Here is a 17,474-nt window from a genome sequence, read left to right as displayed (position 1 = left end):
GGCCGTCACGCCCCCTTCATTTTCTGATTGGAACTCCATGACATGTCCCTGCATCCCGATCTCGGCGATTTTCTCGACCTGGCCGAGCAGGCCCGTGGCCCCCTCGACCTGCCGTTTCACCAACTAGCGCCCGCACAGGCGCGGGCGCTGTTCGACAAGACCACCGAGCAACTGCGCTGGCCGCTGCCGGCCGGTATCGACAGCCAGGCCCTGAGCTGCGTCAGCCGCGATGGCGCGGTCTTGTCCTCGCGCCTCTACCGCCCGCAACGGCGCGCCGGTGAGCGACTGCCGCTGCTGGTGTACTTCCATGGTGGCGGCTACGTGGTGGGCAGCCTCGACTCCCATGACGGGGTCTGCCGCGAGTTCGCCGCCGGTGCCGACTGCGCGGTGCTTTCGGTGGGTTATCGCCTGGCGCCGGAGCACCGTTTCCCGCAGCCGTTGGAGGATGGCGAAGATGTGCTGGCCTGGCTGGCCGGCCAGGCTCAGGCCCTGGGCGTGGACCTGGAGCGGGTAGCCTTCGCCGGCGACAGCGTGGGGGCCACCTTGGCCTGCGTGCTGGCCGCGGGGGCGGCCGCTACTGGGCAGGGCCTGCAGCCGCGCGTGCAGGTGCTGTGCTACCCGGTGGCCGACGCCTCGCGGCGCAGCGCCTCGATGGAGTTGTTCGCCGAGGGCTACCTGCTCGAGAGCGACACTCTGGATTGGTTCTACAACCACTACGCCAGGACCGTGGAGGACCGCCAGGACCCGCGTTTTTCGCCGTTGCTGGGCACGGTTCCCGCGGCGCTGGCACCGACGGTGATCGCCCTGGCCGGGCATGACCCGCTGGTGGACGAGGGGCGCGCCTATGCCGAGCACCTGCGCGCGGCCGGGGTGCCGGTGACCGTGCGCGACTACCCTGGGTTGACCCATGACTTCCTGCGCCTGGGGAGTGTGGTCAGCGAGGTCGCTGTCATCTACCAGGCCTTGTGCGCCGACTTGAATGCTGCCTGGAACCGTTAGTGCGATCCACCCCGGCGCCTGGTTCGCCAGCCAGGTTGGCTCCTGCAACCCGCAGGAGCCGGCTTGCCGGCGCACATCGGCAGCGCCTGGTGCCAAGTTGACCATGCATAAAAAAAAGGCGGTAGACCCACAGGTCCACCGCCTTTCATTTTGCCTGAAGCCTCAGAACGAGTATTTCAAGCTCGCCATGATGTTGCGCGGTTCGCCGTAGAAGGTCGAGGTGTAGCTGCCCATGCCGCTGAAGTACTTGCGGTCGGTGAGGTTGTTCACGTTGAGGTTGCCACGCAGGTTGTCGCTGAAGTCATACGCGGCCATCAGCCCCACCAGGGTGTAGGGCTTCTGCTCGAAGTGGGCGTCGATGGCGTTGGGCGCGTAACCCAGGGTGGTGTCGTAGTAGATCTTGCTCTGCCAGGAGATGTTGCCGCCCACGGTCATGCGGTTGAACGCACCCGGCAGGCGGTAGGTGGTGACCATGCGCAGCATCTGCTCAGGCTGGGTGGTGCTGACCTTTTTGCCGTCCTTGTCTTCGGAGTGACGGTAGGTGTAGCCGCCATGCACGTTCCAGTCGGGCATCAGCTCGCCGGACACCTCGACCTCGAAGCCGCGGGTGGAAACGCCGGACGCTGCGCGATAGGCCGTGGCATTGGGCACATCCACGCGCAGGCCGTCGGCCTCGGCGACGTTGTCCTGTTCGGAGGCGAATACCGCCAGGCTGGCATTGAGGCGGCCATCGAAGTACTCGCCCTTGATGCCCAGCTCGTAGCTCTCACCGGTCAGCGGGTCGATCGGCGCGCCGTTGCGGTCCGGGTTGAACGGTTGCGGCTTGAAGATATCGGCGTAGCTGGCATAGACCGTGTGGTGCTCGTCCAGGTCGTAGGTGATGCCGGCATACGGCGTCACCACGCCGCTGTCGCGGGTGTTGTAGTGCACGTTGGGCCGGGGCAGCGGTGGGATCACGCCATCCTGGTTCCAGTAGTAGTCGGTGACCCGGGTGCCGAGGATCACGTTCAGGTCATCGGTGGGCTTGAAGATCGCCGCGGCATAGGCCGCGCGTTCGCGGGCCACGGTGTCGTAGGGGACGGTGTACAGCGGCTTGGTCGGCTTGGTCGGGTTGTTGTCCCAGTTGAAGAAATTGTTGATGCGATAGCTGCCGTAGGAAATGGTCGCCGACTCGTTTTCGTTGCGCGCCCAGTTCACCCCCATGACCATCTCGTGGGTGCGGCCGAACAGCTCGAACGGGCCGTTGGCGTAGGCGGCGAAGTCCAGTTCCTTGGAGGTGGAATAGTACTTGCTGGTGAAACCTGTGGCCGAGTTGTCCACCGGGTTGATCTGGCCGTTGGCCGTGGAGGTCATGTTGTCCACGTCGTAACGGCGAAAGTTGGCCTCCATCTTGATCAGCCAGTCGTTGGCCAGGTGATGCTCGAGGCTGGTGAAGAAGCGCTGGGTCTCGGTGTCGCTGTAGGCCCACTTGGCGCCAGAGTTGGTCGAGCGCGAAGGCTTGACGGTCTGGCCATTGGTGTAGAACGCCGGCAGGTTGGAGTTGGTCGAGCCGTTGGCGTGGCCATTTTGGTAGTCCATGCCGAAGGCGACGGTGGTGCTGTCGTTCAGGTCCGCCTCGAGGATGCCGTAGAAAACGTGGTCTTCACGCTTGAGGTAGTCGATGTAGCTGCCGCTTTCCTGGGTGGCGGCGACCATGCGCCCACGCAGGTTCTTGCTGTCGTTGAGCGGGCCGGACAGGTCCACCTCGGTGCGGTACTGGTCCCAGGTGCCGGCACCGGCGGTGACATGCCCCTGGAAGTCGGCGGTCGGGCGCTTGCGCACGAAGTTGACCACCCCAGAAGGGTAGCCGGTGCCGTTGAGCAGGCCGGCCGAGCCGCGCAGCACTTCGATGCGGTCGTAGATGGAGGTGCCGATCAGCCCATAGTTGTCCCGCAGCGGTGCGTTGGTGCTCAGGCTGGGCAGGCCGTCGAACTGAAAGTTGGTGATTTCGAAACCGCGGGCATAGAAAGAATTGACCTCGGTGTTGTCCTGGCTGACGGTCACGCCCGGCGTCTGGTTGAGCACGTCGGCGATGCTCAGCAGGCCCTGGTCCTCGATCTGCTGGCGGGTGATCACGCTGACCGACTGCGGCGTATGGCGCAGGGACAGGTTCATCTTGGTGGCGGTGCTGGTCGCGCCGGTGGTGTAGGAACCGGTACCCTCGGTGGTCGAGCCCAGCGCGGTGCTGCTGATGTTGGTGGCGTCCAGGGTCAGGCCGCTGCCGTCGGCCTTGGCATGCAGGGTCAGCACGTTGCCGTTGAGGTTGTAGCGCACGCTGGTGCCACGCAGCAGTTCGGCAATGCCTTGGGCAGGTTCCCGCGGGCCGACCAGGGCACTGCTGCGCAGGCCCTGGACGTCTTCGGGGCTGTACAGGATCTGCAGGTCGGCCTGGGTAGCGAATGCCCGCAGCGCGCTATCGAGGGACTGCGACGGGATGTTGAAATCGACCGTCTGCGCCTGGGCCTGCAGGGGCAGACCCAGGGTGGCTGCGCCGAGGCTTGCCGCCAGACCCAGCGGGGCGCACAGGGTGCGGCGCAAGACCAGTGCCCGGGCCAGGGGGGAGAGGCGAGGTGCGTTACTCAAAGCGTGCTCCTAGGTATTGGCATATATGAGAATGATTTTCTTTTTTGTATGACGCGTCTTCAGGCCAAAACCGGATAAATTTTTTCAAGCCAGCGCGCGAGCGCAGGTCAGCTGGCCGTTCTTCATGCTGACCAGCTGATCGGCGATGTCGAAGTAACGGTCGTCGTGGGAGATCACGATGATGGTCTTGCCCAGGCGCTTGAGATCGGGCAGCAGCTCGGTATAGAAGATGCGCCGGAAGGTCGGGTCCTGGTCGGCGGCCCATTCGTCGAACACCAGGATCGGCCGTTCCTCGATCCAGGCGTTGAGCAGGGCCAGGCGCTTGCGTTGCCCGGTGGACAGGTCGGTGGTGCTGAAGGCGCCATCGCGGATGCTCACCTTGTGGCTGATCTCCAGGCGCTCCAGGTAACCCGCCGCCTGCTCGGGGACCTGCTGGTCGGGGTCGACCAACTGTTCGAACAGGTAATAGTCGGCGAACACCGTGGTGAACAGCTGGCGATAGTCGTCGCGGTTCTGGTCGGTGACCGGCTGGCCGTCGAGCAGGATGCTGCCGGCCTGGGTGGGGTACAGCCCGAGCAGCAGCTTGATCAGGGTGGTCTTGCCGCAGCCGTTGTCGCCGACGATGAAGACGATCTCGCCCTGGTCGATGTGCAAATCGATCGGCCCCAGCTCGAACGGCGCCCGGCCATCGACGCTGGGGTAGCTGTGGCGCACGCCGCGCAGTTGCAGGCTGCGGATCTGTCGCCCTGGGCGGGTCGGCGCCTGCAGCAGGTGCGGCTCGGGCGAGGAGAATTGTTCGGACAGCTCGGCGATGCGCCGGAACGCGATCTGCGCGCGGCTGACGATCGGCAGGGTGCTGACCAGGTGCTCCAGGGGCCCCTTCATGTACAGCAGCACCAGCACGAAGCCGCTCATCACTGCCTTGTCGGTGCTCGGCCAGTAGGCCTGCAGGCCGATGGCCAGGCCGATGACCACGAAAAACAGCATGGAGCCGAAACTCTTGGCGATGACGAAGGTGTTGATCGAGCGCACCTGGGTGTCGCGAATATGGTCGGCGGTGCGCTGGATGTTGTCCTGCAGCATGCGCTGGCGCCGCGGGCGGTGGATGCGCAGCTCCTTGGCGCCCTCGGCGATGGCGCTGTAGTGCTTTTGCAGTTCGTCCTCGGCCTCGCGCGCGGCGATGAAACCCTTGATGCCGCGGTTGCGCGCGCTGTACTGGATGGCGGTGCCGACACCGATGGCCAGCAGCATCAGCAGGAACATCGGCCATGACAACATGGCCAGGTAGCCGAGGCAGCCGAGGGTGACGGTCAGTGAGATCGCCATGGGCGCGAAGGCGAAGGCGAACGAGCTGATGGTGTCGATGTCGTGGGTCAGCACCGGGATCAGGCGGTGGCTGCGGTAGCGCTCGATCTGTGCGATCGGCGCGCTGAGGACCTTGGCGCCGAGGTCCTTGCGCAGGCTGGCGATGACCTGCTGGCCGACGCGGTTGGTACCGATGTCCGACAGGATCGAGCCGAGCAGGGCGACCAGGCACAAGCCGGCGAATGCCGCGAACAGTGCCGGCCCTGGGCCGGTTTCGCTGTGCAGGCCGTCATTGATGGTCGCCAGCAGCAGCGTGACGCTGAGGCCGCCGACCATGCCCAGGACAATGGCCGTGACCACTTGCGCCCAGTACGGGCGCAGCAGGACGAAGAGTTCACGCAGCGCGCCGCGGGTTTGCTTGCTCATGACGTCTAGGGGCCTTATGCGCCGATCAGGGCGCTGGTCGGGTGGGTGGGGAGGGCATGCTCGGCGTCTGCGAGCGCGGCATACAGCGACTCGCCAATTTCCGCGGCGCGGTTTGGCAGTACCGAGAGCAGGGTGTCGCTCAGGCCGTGGCTGGTTTCGCAGAAGCCCTGCAGGTACACCGGCGTCAGCAGCTCGCTGTTGGCCAGCGCCCGGTAGTCGCGGGCGACGCTGAAGTCCTCCAGGTAGCCTTGCAGCGGCGCCAGCAGGTCGCGGTGCGAGCGGCGTTCGTAGCCGGTGGCGAGGATCACCGCATCGTAGCGATGGGTCTGCGACTGGTGGGTGGCCAGGTCCTGCAGGGTCAACTCGATGCCTTCGGCGGTGGCGGTGGCGGCCTGCACCTGGCGGCGGCAGAGCACGGCATGGCGATACTGGTGGGCGACCTTCTGCCGATAGAGAATGCCGTAGATGCGCTCGAGCAGGTCGATGTCGACCACCGAGTAATTGGTGTTGTGGTATTCGCCGATCAGTTTCTGGCGCTCGGCCTGGTCCTGGTTGAACACCAGGTCGGTGTAGTCCGGGGCGAAGATCTCGTTGACGAACGGGCTGTCGTCGGCGGGCTTGAGCGCGGTGGCGCGCACGATCATGTCGACCTTGACCGACGGGAAGCTGTCGTTGAGGTCGATGAAGGCTTCGGCGGCGCTCTGCCCTGAGCCGACGATGGCGATGCGCATCGGCTTGCCCTGGTTGCACGGCAAGGTCGCCAGGCTGCTCAGGTAGCTGGAGTGGTGGAACACCCGTGGGTCGTCCTTGAAGGCGCGGAAACTGTCCGGCACCTTGGGCGTACCGCCGCTGCCAACCACCACCGCGCGGCTCAGGCGGGCGTGTTCACGGCCTGCGGCATCACGGGCGATCACCCGCAACTGATGCACCTTGCCAGCCTCCAGTACCGGCTCGATGCGCACCACTTCCTCGCCATAGCAGGCCTGGGTGGCGAAGTGCTCGGCGGCCCAGCGCAGGTAGTCGTTGTACTCCAGGCGGCAGGGGTAGAAGGTGCCGAGGTTGATGAAGTCGGCCAGGCGCTGCTTCTGGTGCAGGTAGTTGACGAAGCTGTAGGGGCTGGTGGGGTTGCGCAGCGAAACCAGGTCCTTGAGGAAGGAAATCTGCAGCTCGCTCTGGGTGGCCAGGGTGTTGCCGTGCCAGCGATAGTCGCTCTGCTTGTCGATGAACAGCGCGTCGAGGGCGTGGCCGTGGGTTTCGGCAAGCTCTTCCAACGCGATGGCCAGGGCCAGGTTGGAAGGGCCGAAGCCCACGCCGATGAGGTCGTGGACCTGCTGGGAGGAATGGGGCTGGCTCATGCTATCGGTTCCTTGAGGTGGCGGGGGAGGCCACTGGCGCTCACCCCGGGCTGCGGGGGTACACCGATAGGACGAGGAGCGGCGGGGACAATTTAGCGGGTGGCGGGCTCAGAGCTCGCGCACGATACGCACCCCCAGCCAGTCGCCAGGCTTGCCCGGAACCATGGCGTTGCGGTTGCCCGAACGGGAGAAGATCGGTGCCTCGCCCCAGTCGTTGCCACGGATCTGCACCACCTTGCAGCTGTCCGCCGCGCGGCTCGCCCGGCCCCAGGCGCTGCCATCGGCAGGGGCGCCGACGTAGCTATCGTGCTCGCAGTCCTCGACCCACTCGTAGACGTTGCCATGCATGTCGTACACGCCGAAGGCGTTGGCCGGGAAGCTGCCCACCGGCGAGCTGAAGCTGAAGCCGTCCTTGGGGCCGTAGACATTGGCGTGCCGGCTGATCTGGTAGTTGGCGTCGGGTTCGAAGGGGAACGGGCCGCTGCTGCCGCCGCGCGCGGCATATTCGCGCTGGGCTTCGCTGACCATGCGGTAGGTGTGGCCGGTCTTTTGCGACAGCCAGGCCACGTAGTCCTGTACGTCGAAGTAGGTCATGCACACGGCTGGCTGGCGCGGGCCCTGCGGATAACTTGGCTTGCTCGCGGTGCAGCGCCGGCCCGGGCGGTCGTCGCCGTCGGCGATGCGGGCGCCGGAGGCCTTGAGGTAGGCATCCCACTCGCCGGCAGTGACCTGGAAGCGGCTGATGGCGAAGGGCTTGGCGAAGGTCACCGGGTGTTGCGGGCCTTCGTCGTCCTGGCGGCCCATTTCATCGGCGGGGGTGCCCATGACGAAGGTGCCGGCGGGCACTACGACCATTTCCGGACACAGCGTGTCGCAGTCGCGAAATACCGTGCCGGGCACGATGGCGGGCGGTGCGGCCAGGGCCGGCAGGCTGCAGGCTGCCAGCACGGCGGCCAGGGTGAGGCGGTGCAGGGGGGTATGCATGGCGATGCCTTGTTCAGAGTTGCTGGGTAATCAGGGACATGGCCCGGTCGATCTGGCGCTCATCGTTGAGCAGGCTGGGGGCCAGGCGAATGACCGGGCCGACGTCGCGGTGCACGGCGTCGCACATCACCTTGTTGGCGCACAGCTGCGCAGCCACGGCGTCGGGGTCGCGGTCCTTGAGGCGGAAGAAGGTGAAGCCGGCGGAAAATTGTTCGCTGCGCGGGGTCACCAACTGCACCTGGCGGTGTTCGCTCAGGCGTGCCTTGAGCAGGCTGTTGAGCTGGTGGATGCGCTGCTGCACCTCGGCCTTGCCCAGCTCCAGGTGCAGCTTGAAGGCTTCGCCGGTGGCCCAGCGGTGTTCGAAGGCGTGGTAGCCACCGGGGGTCATAATGGTGGCGAAGTCTTCGTCGCGGGAGAAGGTCGCGACCGTGGGCACCAGGTGCTCCATGCCGGTGGAGGCGGCGCAGATGATCCCGGTGCCGCGCGGGCCGAACATCCACTTGTGGGTGCCGGCGATGAAGTAGTCGCAGTTGAAATCGGCGAAACGCGCGTTCTCCACGCCGAAGCCGTGGACGCCGTCGACGACATAGAGGATGCGCTCGGCCTCGCTGCGTTCACGGTTATGCCGGCGCACCAGCTCGCCGATTTCGCCCACCGGCAGCTTGACCCCGCTGCCGGAGTGCACCCAGGTCATGCCCAGCACCCGGGTGTGGGGCTTGATGGCCTGGTCCAGGGTGCTCAGCACCTGGTCGCTGGACACCGTCCACGGGTTGTCGAACAGGCGGATCTTGCGTACCGCGGTACCCTGGCGCTGGCTGCGAAAGGCCAGCGCCTTGTGCGCGGAGTAGTGCTCGTGCTCGGTGACCAGGATTTCCTGGTCGGCGCCCACCTTGAGGCCGCCATAGATCATCGCCAGGCCTTCGGTGGTGCTGCCGGTGAGGGCGATCTGGCGTGGGCCGACCTCCAGGTAGCGCGCGGCCCACTCGCGCACCTCGTCCTCGCGCTGCCATTCGTACTGGCTTTCCCAGTCCATCAGGGCGGCAGGGTTGCGGTCGAGGTCGGCGCGGTGGCGGTCGATGGCCGCCTGCACCGGGCGTGGGTGGGCGGTGACCAGGAAGTTGGCGAAGTGCGCCACGCCAGGGTCCAGGGGGAACAGCTCACGCAGGTTGTGCCATTTGTCGGTGCCGCGCAACGGCTTGGCGGCGGTGTCGGCCAGGGCCTGGGGCAGCAGTGGCAGGCTGGCGGCGAGCAGGCTGGCCTGCTTGAGAAAAGTGCGACGGTTGCTCATGGGTGGGCGGGCTCGACTCAGCGGTTGGCGATGGGGTGGGCGGACTTCTGCACCTGCTCCCAGACGCGCAGGAAATTGCCCGCCCAGAGCTTGCCGATGTCGGTTTCGCTGTAGCCGCGGCTGAGCAGTTCGGCGGTGACGTTGCGGATTTCGCTGACGTCCTTCCAGCCTTCCAGGCCGCCGCCGTCGTTGAAATCCGAGCTGATGCCGACATGGTCGATGCCGACTTTCTTCACCGTGTAGTCGATGGCGTCGACGTACTGCTTGAGGGTGGCCTTGGGCTCCTCCTCGAGGATGCCGTACAGGGCACTGGCGTATTCGCCAAAGCGCTGCTCGGGCCAGATGGCGATCACCGCGTCGCCGGGCATCAGTGCATTGGCCAGGCCTTGCAAGGGCTGCAGGTCGAAACGCGCGCGCAGGGCCTCGAGCTTGTCCAGCACCGGCTTGCCCAGCGGCTTGAGGTACTGGCCGAAGCCGACCACCTGGATCACCCCGCCACTGTCCTTGATCAAGCGCATCTCCTTGTCGGACAGGTTGCGCGGGATGTCCACCAGCGCCCGGGGCGCCGAATGAGAGGCCACGAAAGGCGCGCGGGACAGGCGGGCGACGTCCTCCAGGGCCAGGGTCGACATCTGCGAGACATCGATGATCACCCCCAGGTCGTTGAGGCGCTTGACCGCCTGCTCGCCGATCGGCGACAGGCCGCCGAGGGCATCCGCGGTGTCGTTGAAGAACGGCAGTGGGCGCGAGGAATCGGCCCAGTCGTTGTTGCCGGTGTAGCTGAAGCCGAACATGCGCATGCCGCGCGCGGCCCACAGGTCCAGTTGCGCCAGGTCGTGGCCCAGTGGATAGGCGTTGAGCATGCTGATGAAGATGGCGAACTTGCCTTCGCCGTTGAGGCGGCGGAAGTCGTCGGGGGTGTAGGCGATACCGACCTGGTTGGGGAAGTCGCGAACCATGCCGCTGATGATCTTGTAGCGCACTTCCTGTTCCTGGCGCGCCGCGTCGACAAAGCCTGGGCTGGGGCGGTGCGGCGCGTTGGCGCCGTTCCAGATCTCCGGCCAGCCGAAGATGGTCAGTGCCGCGCCCGACAGGCGACCCTTGCCGGCCTTGGCCAGGTCGAACTGGCCGGGGCCGTCCTTGTCGATCTCGTGGCCGGCGCTGCCCAGGTTCAGCGGCACGGTGACGTGGCTGTCGAACGACAGCATGTGTTCGTGCAGGGCGTTGGCTTGGTCGACGATCTTGCGCGGGTAGCCGGCCTGGCCTTGCCAGTAGAAGTAGCCAGCGGCGGCGCTGCCCAGGGCGACCGCCAGGGCCAGCGGCAGGCCGATGTACAGGGCTTTGCGGGAACGGGTCTTGGTCATTGCCATCTCGTTGCGGACTGATCGGATCGGCCTGCCGGCAAGGGCGGGCAGGGCTCGGGTATCAGGTGGACGAGTGGCGAGGGGCTAAATTTATCCGCGCGTGGCATTCAAGAAGCGCACGGGTCGGCCGATATGCAGGTGTGTAAAAGTCCATTTCAAGGAAGGTTCGCAATGGTTGGAATAACCACCGCCAACATCAATATCCCGACGCTGACAGGGGCCGCCCAGCCGTCGGCGGCTGCCACGGCGCCGGGCAAGCCCGAGGTCAACGAGCAGGGCAACCTGGTATTCAAGGGCGACGCGTTCAAGGTCCAGGACACCAAGCCCAAGGAGCTTGAAGGCGACAGCAACGAGCCGCCGAGCGTCAAGGAGCTGCGCGAGCAGATCAAGCGCTTGCAAAAGCAGCTGGCCGAGGAGCAGAAGCAGCTTGCCCAGTTGCAGGAACAGGCCAAGAAAGACCCGAGCAAGATGGTCGCGGTTCAGGCCAAGCAGGCCAGCATCACCACCCTGACCGGCCTGATCATGGCCGCGACTGCCCAGTTGCTGGAGCAACTGAACAAGATCGGCGGCAGCAGCGCCGGCGGTTCGGTCGATACCACGGCCTGATTCGCCGATGCGGGGCCGTCAGCCGGCCCCGGTTCCTAGTGTGGTGTTTTGCAAATACGACCCATAATTCGCGCGTGATTTTTGTGCTCAAGCAAGGCGTCGCGACGAGTCGTAGCCCAGCTCCGGCGAGGAGCGACAACGCAGCATGAGCGCAAAAAGCACCGCGAATTAGGGCCGTTATTTGTGAAGCACCACACTAGGTTCAGTCCTGGGCCAGGCGCGCGCGGTTCTGCCGCTCGCTCTTGTACTGCATGGCCACCGCCGGCGCCGGCTTGGCGCTGCCGGTTTCCAGCCACTGACGCATGCGGCTGGCGTCGGCGAAGTGGGTGTATTTGCCGAAGGCGTCGAGGATGACCATGGCCACCGGCCGGTTGTCCATCCTGGTCAGCAGTACCAGGCAGTGGCCCGCTTCGTTGGTGAAGCCGGTCTTGGTCAGCTTGATGTCCCAGTTGCTCTTGTTGACCAGGTGATCGGTATTACGAAAGCCCAGGGTGTAGTTGGGCTTGCGAAATGCCACGGTCTTTTCGCGGGTGGTCGACAGCTCGCTGAGCTGCGGGTACTTGCGCGAGGCCATCAGCAGCTTGGCCAGGTCCTGGGCGGTGGAAACGTTCTGGGTCGACAGGCCGGTGGGCTCGACATAGCGGGTGTGGCTCATGCCCAGGCTGCGCGCCTTGGCGTTCATGGCCTTGATGAAGGCGCCATAGCCGCCTGGGTAGTGGTTGGCCAGGCTGTTGGCCGCGCGGTTTTCCGACGACATCAGGGTGATCAGCAGGGTTTCGCGGCGGCTCAGCTCGCTGCCCAAGCGTACCCGCGAATACACGCCTTTCATCTCCGGGTTGTTGGCGATGGTCATGCCGAGCATTTCGTCCATGGGCAGCTTGGCATCGAGCACGACCATCGCGGTCATCAGCTTGGTGACCGAGGCAATCGGGCGTACGCGATCGGCATGGCTGGCGTACAGCTCCTTGTTGGTGTTCAGGTCGATCAGCAGGGCGCTGCCGGAGGCCAGGTGCAGCTTGGCGGGGTCGCGTTGCTGCTGGGCCGGGGGTTGTTGTGCAGCAGCGGTCGACGGCAGGGTGGCGGTACCTGTGAGCAACAGCAGCAGGCTGAGGATGGACAGGGAAGTTTTCACGTTGAGGCTCACTAAATGTTGGTATGTCGTTGGCTGTGCAAGGGTTTCCCCCAAAAAACCGTTGCATTTTGGAGTATGGCTCAGCGGCTGTCGAATGCCTTATATCCAAAGGGCGCAAGGTGAACGAAATTTAATCCTGTACCAATTCAGTACCCATTACCGCCGATGCCAGCGTGGCAAGTTCGGACCAATCTGCACGTCGAGCAGTCCGCCCTGGGCGTCGGCGGTGATGATCAAGAAACATCGTGCTTTGTGCCGTCGAGGTCTCGCGCCCCGAGTTCTTTGGGCTTAACCCCTTGCATGTCCTGTAGCCATCTCGACTCGTTCGGGCGGGGCGGGGATGCAGGGCGCTGGGCTTTTCATGCATAAATGCATCAATGCATATTTACAGTGCATATCATTGCTGGTACTTTCCCTGCCGACAGGTCGTCATTGGAGAGCCAAATCATGGAAGCACTGCTGCAAAAAAGCTGGTTGAGGGGGGCGTCCCGAGGGGCCTCGGCTACGCAGGAGGGGGGCGAATGAAGCCTGTGTTCGACCTCTACCGGGCCGACGGCACGCTGCAGCTGAACCTGGCGAGCTCGCTGCCGAAAACGCTGGGCCGTATCGACACGAGCCGGTACAACAACGGACGCCAGCAGGTGATCGGCACTGTGGACATTCCAGGTTTCACCGGCAAACGGCCCTGGTTCCAGGTCGAGGGCAACATACCCAATTCGATACAGGCGTGCATCCAGATATCCATCAATGGCACGCAGCTCTCATTCAACATGCGAGTCGGCCTGAACCCTGGCCCCTACATCAAGTACGGGGTGTATTGATGGTCGGTATCGAAATCTACAATGACGACGGGGCCATCCTGATCGATGGCAGTGGCCACAATCACCGGCTATTGCACAAATGGAGCGTCCAGGCCACCACGGCCATGGCCATGGTGAGCATCGTCGATGCAAAGCTTGCGGTGAGCGCCAGTGCCGGTACATCCCCCATCTTCGCGGTCGCAGCTCCCCCCGGGGCCTGGGTTTCGCTGTGGGCGATGAACCTCACGCCGACCCAGGCTAACTGGAAATACATGACCACTGGCGCGCGGGGGGCCACCCACGAGTGTTATGCGTTTCAGGATGGCTTGAGCGAGCCGATGGCCGGGACCGGCCTGGTGGTACTGCGCGATGCCGCAGGCGTCGTCACCTTCGACGCCGATGCAAACTATGCCTCGATTGTCGACATGGTGTTCGTCGCGCCGGGTCAGGCGTTTACTCGGACCTACCCGGCCGGTAGAAAGTACGCGGTGTCCAATACCGTGCCCATGGTCTGGCGTTCGTCCGGTGGCCCCGGAGGCGGCTGGACCAACGTGTCGCCCTACGGGGCTGCAATCAGCGGTAACCAGGTGGCGTTCGGCAAGTATCAGTATCGCGGCACCTCCCCGGGGTCGATGAGTAGCGGCAATAGCGTTGGGGCATGGTTCATGGTCCTGGATGTCACCGGGCTTTGAGTGTTCAAGGCGGCGCTTTCGCTTGGCCACTGCCCAGGGCAAAAAAAGCCCGCCATGAAGGCGGGCAACAAGAGGCGTCAAGGGAGCAACGCACAACAACAGATTCGGGGTCAGGCCAGCAGCGCGCAGGGGGCGAGCTGCCGGGCCATGTCCTGCGCCGAGGCGCGGGTGGTGAGCGGGCCGGTGATGGCTTCGCCGTTGCACATCAGGTACCAGCAGGCCAGCAAGCCTTGCTGGCGCAATTCGCGGGGGACGGCGCTGCCGACGACGGACATGATCTGGACGCTGGCCATGGAGGTCTCTCCGTGTGAGTCATGGCGCTACCTTAGGTGCCAGCGACGGACAACGGAAATCGACACGCTCGATAGTGGTCATTGATGAAATCAACCACAGCGCTCATTTCGCTCATTCCAGGCTGCGCCCATGCCGCCAATAGCCCATCAGCGTCAGGCTGCGGCGGTCGAGGTGGCGTTCGTTGATCCAGTGCTTGCGGATCGCCATGACCGCTGCCGACTCACCGGCTACCCAGGCGTAGAAGGCGTTGCTGGCCGGCGCGGCCAGTTCCCAGAGAATCTCCTTGTCGATATCCAGTGCCTTGAGCGGTGCGTTGGCCGTTTGCGTCGGCGGCGGTAGACGCGCCAGTTCGAAGGCTGCATGGCGCATCGCCTCGCCATGGGCGCAGGCGAGCTCGCTGCGGGCCAGCCAGTGCAGCTCGGTGCCAGGCGCATGGTGCAGGTCGATGCAGTCACCGGGTTCGGGCACCTCGAGGAACACCTGGGTCGCGGGCGGGGCTGCCAGCTCGGCCAGGCTCTCGAGGATGCCGGCAATGGCCGGCAGCGCGGTTTCGTCGCCAATCAGCAGCAGTTGCTGCAAGCCCTGGGGGGGTTGCCATTCATAGCCGCCTGGGTCGCCCTCGGCGTGGCGGGATGGGGCGACGATCTGCAAGCGGGCACCGGGCTGGGCCTGTTCGGCCCAGGCCGAGGCCGGGCCGCTGTCGCCGTGCAGGACGAAGTCGATGTCCAGCTCGCCGGCATCGGCGCGCAAGGCGCGGATGGTGTAGGTGCGCATGGGGTGCTGGGCCTGGCGCCGGGCGGCTTGCCAGTCGCCGTCCTTGGCCAGGGCCGCCTCGCGGCCCTGGGCATCGGGGAACAGCAGCTTGACGCGCTGATCGGCGGCCAGGGTGCGCATCTGCCGTACATCGTCGCCGGCGAAGACCAAGCGGCACAGGGACGGGCTCAGGCGTTCGCGCCGCTGCAGCTCGATATCGAACAGTTGGTAGGGGCGCGGGCCGCTGTCGGCCTTGATGATCTTGCGCAGGTTGCGCGCGACGCTGGAGGCCAGGGTGCTCATGCTGCTCATGGGGGTACCTCGTTGCAGATGACCGATAGCCGGAAGACGACTGGCACGCGAGGTGATTTAGCTGCGCGGGCGGGTGCGGCGGTAGGCATTGGGCGTCTGCCCGGCCAGGCGCTTGAAGAACCGCGCGAAATAGGTTGGGTCGCTGAACCCCAGGCTGTCGGACAACTGGCCGATGCTCATGCGCGTGTACACCAGGTTGCGCCGCGCCTCGAGCAGCAGTCGCTGGTGAATGACCTGCAACGCCGTCTGCCCGGCCAGGCTGCGGCACAAGAGGTTCAGTTGCAGGCTGGACATGCCCAGGCGGCTGGCGAAGTCGTCCACGGCCAGGTGCTCGCGGTAGTGCGCCTCGACCAGGCGCAGGTAGCGGCCGAACAGCTGCTGGTCGCGTTCGTGCGGGGTGCGTGGCGCCTGCAGCGGCTGCTGGCGCAGCAGCCACACCATCAGTGCCGTGACCAGCGCCGACAACAGTGCCGCGCGGGCCGGGGCGCTGCCCTGGTACTCCTGCTGCAAGGTGTCGATCAGCCCGCCCAGGCGCGTACGATCCTTGCCCAGCAGGTAGCAGCGCGGCGCCGCCAGCACGCTCAACGGCGCGCCCAGGCGCTGCTCGAGGTCGGCCACCAGGGCAGTGCCGAAGGTCAGCACATGGCCCTGGATATCGGCGCTGAAGCGAAAGCCATGCACGGTCAACGGTGGCACTACCTGGATCGCCGCCTCGCGGATCAGGCTGTGCTGGCCTTCGATCTCGATGCGCGCCTCGCCGCGTTGCACATACAGCAACTGGAACAGCTCGGCATGCCGGTGCGGCTTGATCTCCCAGTGGTGCAGGCGGCTGCGCGCCGGGATCGACTCGCAGTGCAGCAGGTCGGTGCCGGGCCAGGCGTGGTTTTCACCGTAGAGCTGGAACAGCGGGATGCCGGGGAGGGTGCTGGGCATGCTGGGGCCTGTCCGTTAATCGAACGTATTTTGCAAAAGTGCAGGTTTTGCAGCGGATAACCCACTTTCTAGCCGCCGATCGCCGGTAAAAATACAGGTGCAAACCCTAACAGCAGATGCCAGGCCTGGGCCAGCCCCAGGTCGGCATCGTCATCACGAGACAACAACAATGAAGACTCAGGTTGCAATCATCGGCGCCGGCCCATCCGGCCTGCTGCTCGGCCAACTGCTGCACCAGGCGGGGATCGACACCCTGATCGTCGAGCGCCAGAGCCCCGAGTACGTGCTGGGGCGCATCCGTGCCGGGGTACTCGAGCAAGGCACTGTCGATTTGCTGCGCGAAGCGGGCGTGGCTGCGCGCATGGACCGCGAGGGGCTGGTGCACGAAGGGGTCGAACTTTTGCTGGGGGGCCGCCGCCAGCGCCTGGACCTCAAGGCCCTGACCGGCGGCAAGACCGTCATGGTGTATGGCCAGACCGAGGTCACCCGCGACCTGATGCAGGCCCGGGCGCAGAGCGGGGCGCCGATCATCTACGGCGCCGCCAACGTGCAGCCTCACGCCATCGAGGGCGAGCAACCCTACCTGACCTTCGACCACGACGGGCGCCAGCAGCGGGTCGACTGCGACTACATCGCCGGTTGCGACGGCTTTCATGGGGTGGCCCGGCAGAGCATCCCTGCCGGGGTGCTCAAGACCTTCGAGCGAGTCTATCCGTTCGGCTGGCTGGGGCTGCTGGCCGATACCCCGCCAGTCAACCACGAGCTGATCTATGCCCATCACCCGCGCGGCTTCGTGCTGTGCAGCCAGCGCTCGCCCAACCGCAGCCGCTACTACCTGCAGGTGCCGTTGCAGGAGCGGGTGGAGGACTGGTCGGACGCGCGCTTCTGGACCGAGCTCAAGGCGCGCCTGCCGGAGGACGTGGCGGCGCAACTGGTGACCGGGCCTGCGCTGGAGAAGAGCATCGCGCCGCTGCGCAGCCTGGTGGTCGAACCCATGCAGCATGGGCGACTGTTCCTGGTCGGCGATGCCGCGCACATCGTCCCGCCTACCGGGGCCAAGGGCCTGAACCTGGCCGCCTCGGACGTCAACTACCTGTATCGGATCCTGGTCAAGGTGTATCGCGAGGGGCGTACCGAACTGTTGGCCGAGTATTCGCCGATGGCCTTGCGCCGGGTGTGGAAGGGCGAGCGTTTCAGCTGGTTCATGACCCGCTTGCTGCATGACTTTGGCGAATACCAGGATGCCTGGGACAGCAAGATGCAGGAGGCCGATCGCGACTATTACCTGGGCTCGGCGGCGGGGTTGGCGAACATTGCCGAGAACTATGTGGGGCTGCCGTTCGAGGTGCTGGAGTAGGCCATGCACCGCGTTGCCTGGTTCGCCAGCAAGGCTGGCTCCTACGGGGATTGCAGGCCGTAACCGTTGTAGGAGCCGGCTTGCCGGCGAACACCGGCGTAGCCGGTGCCATCCTCCGCGTCGCCTGGTTCGCCAGCAAGCTGGCTCCTACAGGTATTGCAGGCCGTAACCGTTGTAGGAGCCGGCTTGCCGGCGAACACCGGCGTAGCCGGTGCCATCCTCCGCGTCGCCTGGTTCGCCAGCAAGCTGGCT

The 17,474-nt window shown here is 65.3% G+C and carries 15 protein-coding genes; 5 read left to right on the top strand and 10 right to left on the bottom strand.

All coding sequences use genetic code 11. From position 1 onward, the window contains the following. The first annotated feature begins 42 nt into the window (after nt 1-42). On the top strand, nt 43-999 hold the full coding sequence (locus KSS95_RS17400) for an alpha/beta hydrolase (RefSeq protein WP_217848302.1): 957 nt from the start codon (nt 43-45) through the stop codon (nt 997-999). Between the two features lie 162 nt (nt 1,000-1,161). Here the strand turns inward: KSS95_RS17400 and KSS95_RS17395 are convergent, their stop codons facing one another. From KSS95_RS17395 to pvdM, 6 genes are all read right to left on the bottom strand, one after another. Next, nucleotides 1,162-3,621, bottom strand: coding sequence for a TonB-dependent siderophore receptor (locus tag KSS95_RS17395; protein ID WP_217848301.1), 2,460 nt, complete (start codon nt 3,619-3,621; stop codon nt 1,162-1,164). 84 nt (nt 3,622-3,705) lie between these two features. Beyond that, the gene (locus tag KSS95_RS17390; protein ID WP_217848300.1) at nt 3,706-5,352 is read right to left on the bottom strand and encodes a cyclic peptide export ABC transporter; all 1,647 of its coding nucleotides are present in this window, start codon (nt 5,350-5,352) and stop codon (nt 3,706-3,708) included. A gap of 14 nt (nt 5,353-5,366) precedes the next feature. After that, a complete protein-coding gene (locus tag KSS95_RS17385; RefSeq protein WP_217848299.1) occupies nt 5,367-6,707 on the bottom strand; it encodes a lysine N(6)-hydroxylase/L-ornithine N(5)-oxygenase family protein in 1,341 nt (446 codons plus the stop codon). Between the two features lie 108 nt (nt 6,708-6,815). Then, complete coding sequence (locus KSS95_RS17380) at nt 6,816-7,691, bottom strand: formylglycine-generating enzyme family protein (RefSeq protein WP_217848298.1); 876 nt, start codon at nt 7,689-7,691, stop codon at nt 6,816-6,818. A 13-nt stretch (nt 7,692-7,704) separates the two neighbouring features. Beyond that, a complete protein-coding gene (pvdN, locus tag KSS95_RS17375) occupies nt 7,705-8,979 on the bottom strand; it encodes a pyoverdine-tailoring periplasmic protein PvdN (RefSeq protein ID WP_217848297.1) in 1,275 nt (424 codons plus the stop codon). Between the two features lie 17 nt (nt 8,980-8,996). Next, a complete protein-coding gene (gene pvdM, locus KSS95_RS17370) occupies nt 8,997-10,343 on the bottom strand; it encodes a pyoverdine-tailoring dipeptidase-like protein PvdM (RefSeq protein ID WP_217848296.1) in 1,347 nt (448 codons plus the stop codon). Nucleotides 10,344-10,514: 171 nt separating this feature from the next. Here pvdM and KSS95_RS17365 point away from each other — a divergent pair, with 171 nt between their 5' ends. Beyond that, on the top strand, nt 10,515-10,949 hold the full coding sequence (locus KSS95_RS17365) for a hypothetical protein (protein ID WP_217848295.1): 435 nt from the start codon (nt 10,515-10,517) through the stop codon (nt 10,947-10,949). Between the two features lie 202 nt (nt 10,950-11,151). Here KSS95_RS17365 and pbpG read toward each other — a convergent pair whose 3' ends face one another. Continuing rightward, a complete protein-coding gene (gene pbpG, locus KSS95_RS17360; RefSeq protein WP_217848294.1) occupies nt 11,152-12,081 on the bottom strand; it encodes a D-alanyl-D-alanine endopeptidase in 930 nt (309 codons plus the stop codon). Nucleotides 12,082-12,602: 521 nt separating this feature from the next. Here pbpG and KSS95_RS17355 point away from each other — a divergent pair. Both KSS95_RS17355 and KSS95_RS17350 read left to right on the top strand, forming a co-directional pair. Further along, nucleotides 12,603-12,902, top strand: coding sequence for a hypothetical protein (locus KSS95_RS17355; protein ID WP_217848293.1), 300 nt, complete (start codon nt 12,603-12,605; stop codon nt 12,900-12,902). Beyond that, entirely contained in the window at nt 12,902-13,573 is a 672-nt protein-coding gene (locus tag KSS95_RS17350) for a hypothetical protein (protein WP_217848292.1), read from the top strand. Before KSS95_RS17355 ends, KSS95_RS17350 begins: the two co-directional genes overlap by 1 nt. A gap of 110 nt (nt 13,574-13,683) precedes the next feature. Here KSS95_RS17350 and KSS95_RS17345 read toward each other — a convergent pair whose 3' ends face one another. The 3 genes from KSS95_RS17345 to KSS95_RS17335 all read right to left on the bottom strand — a co-directional run bounded on the left by KSS95_RS17345 (nt 13,684) and on the right by KSS95_RS17335 (nt 15,865). Beyond that, on the bottom strand, nt 13,684-13,866 hold the full coding sequence (locus tag KSS95_RS17345) for a hypothetical protein (RefSeq protein WP_217848291.1): 183 nt from the start codon (nt 13,864-13,866) through the stop codon (nt 13,684-13,686). Between the two features lie 112 nt (nt 13,867-13,978). After that, nucleotides 13,979-14,932 carry a siderophore-interacting protein gene (locus KSS95_RS17340; protein WP_217848290.1) on the bottom strand — a complete coding sequence of 318 codons (954 nt, stop codon included), beginning with the start codon at nt 14,930-14,932 and terminating at the stop codon, nt 13,979-13,981. 57 nt (nt 14,933-14,989) lie between these two features. Then, nucleotides 14,990-15,865 (bottom strand): helix-turn-helix domain-containing protein, encoded by an 876-nt coding sequence (locus tag KSS95_RS17335; protein WP_217848289.1) that lies wholly within the window; start codon nt 15,863-15,865, stop codon nt 14,990-14,992. A gap of 169 nt (nt 15,866-16,034) precedes the next feature. Here KSS95_RS17335 and pobA point away from each other — a divergent pair, with 169 nt between their 5' ends. After that, nucleotides 16,035-17,222: a 4-hydroxybenzoate 3-monooxygenase gene (gene pobA, locus KSS95_RS17330; protein ID WP_217848288.1), complete on the top strand. Its 1,188-nt coding sequence runs from the start codon at nt 16,035-16,037 to the stop codon at nt 17,220-17,222. The last annotated feature ends 252 nt before the right edge of the window (nt 17,223-17,474 follow it).

The organism is Pseudomonas muyukensis (assembly GCF_019139535.1).
In the GTDB taxonomy this organism is placed as follows: Bacteria; Pseudomonadota; Gammaproteobacteria; order Pseudomonadales; family Pseudomonadaceae; genus Aquipseudomonas; species Aquipseudomonas muyukensis.
The sequence above is the reverse complement of the archived record's forward strand: the minus strand, read 5'-3'. Positions and strand labels throughout refer to the sequence as shown.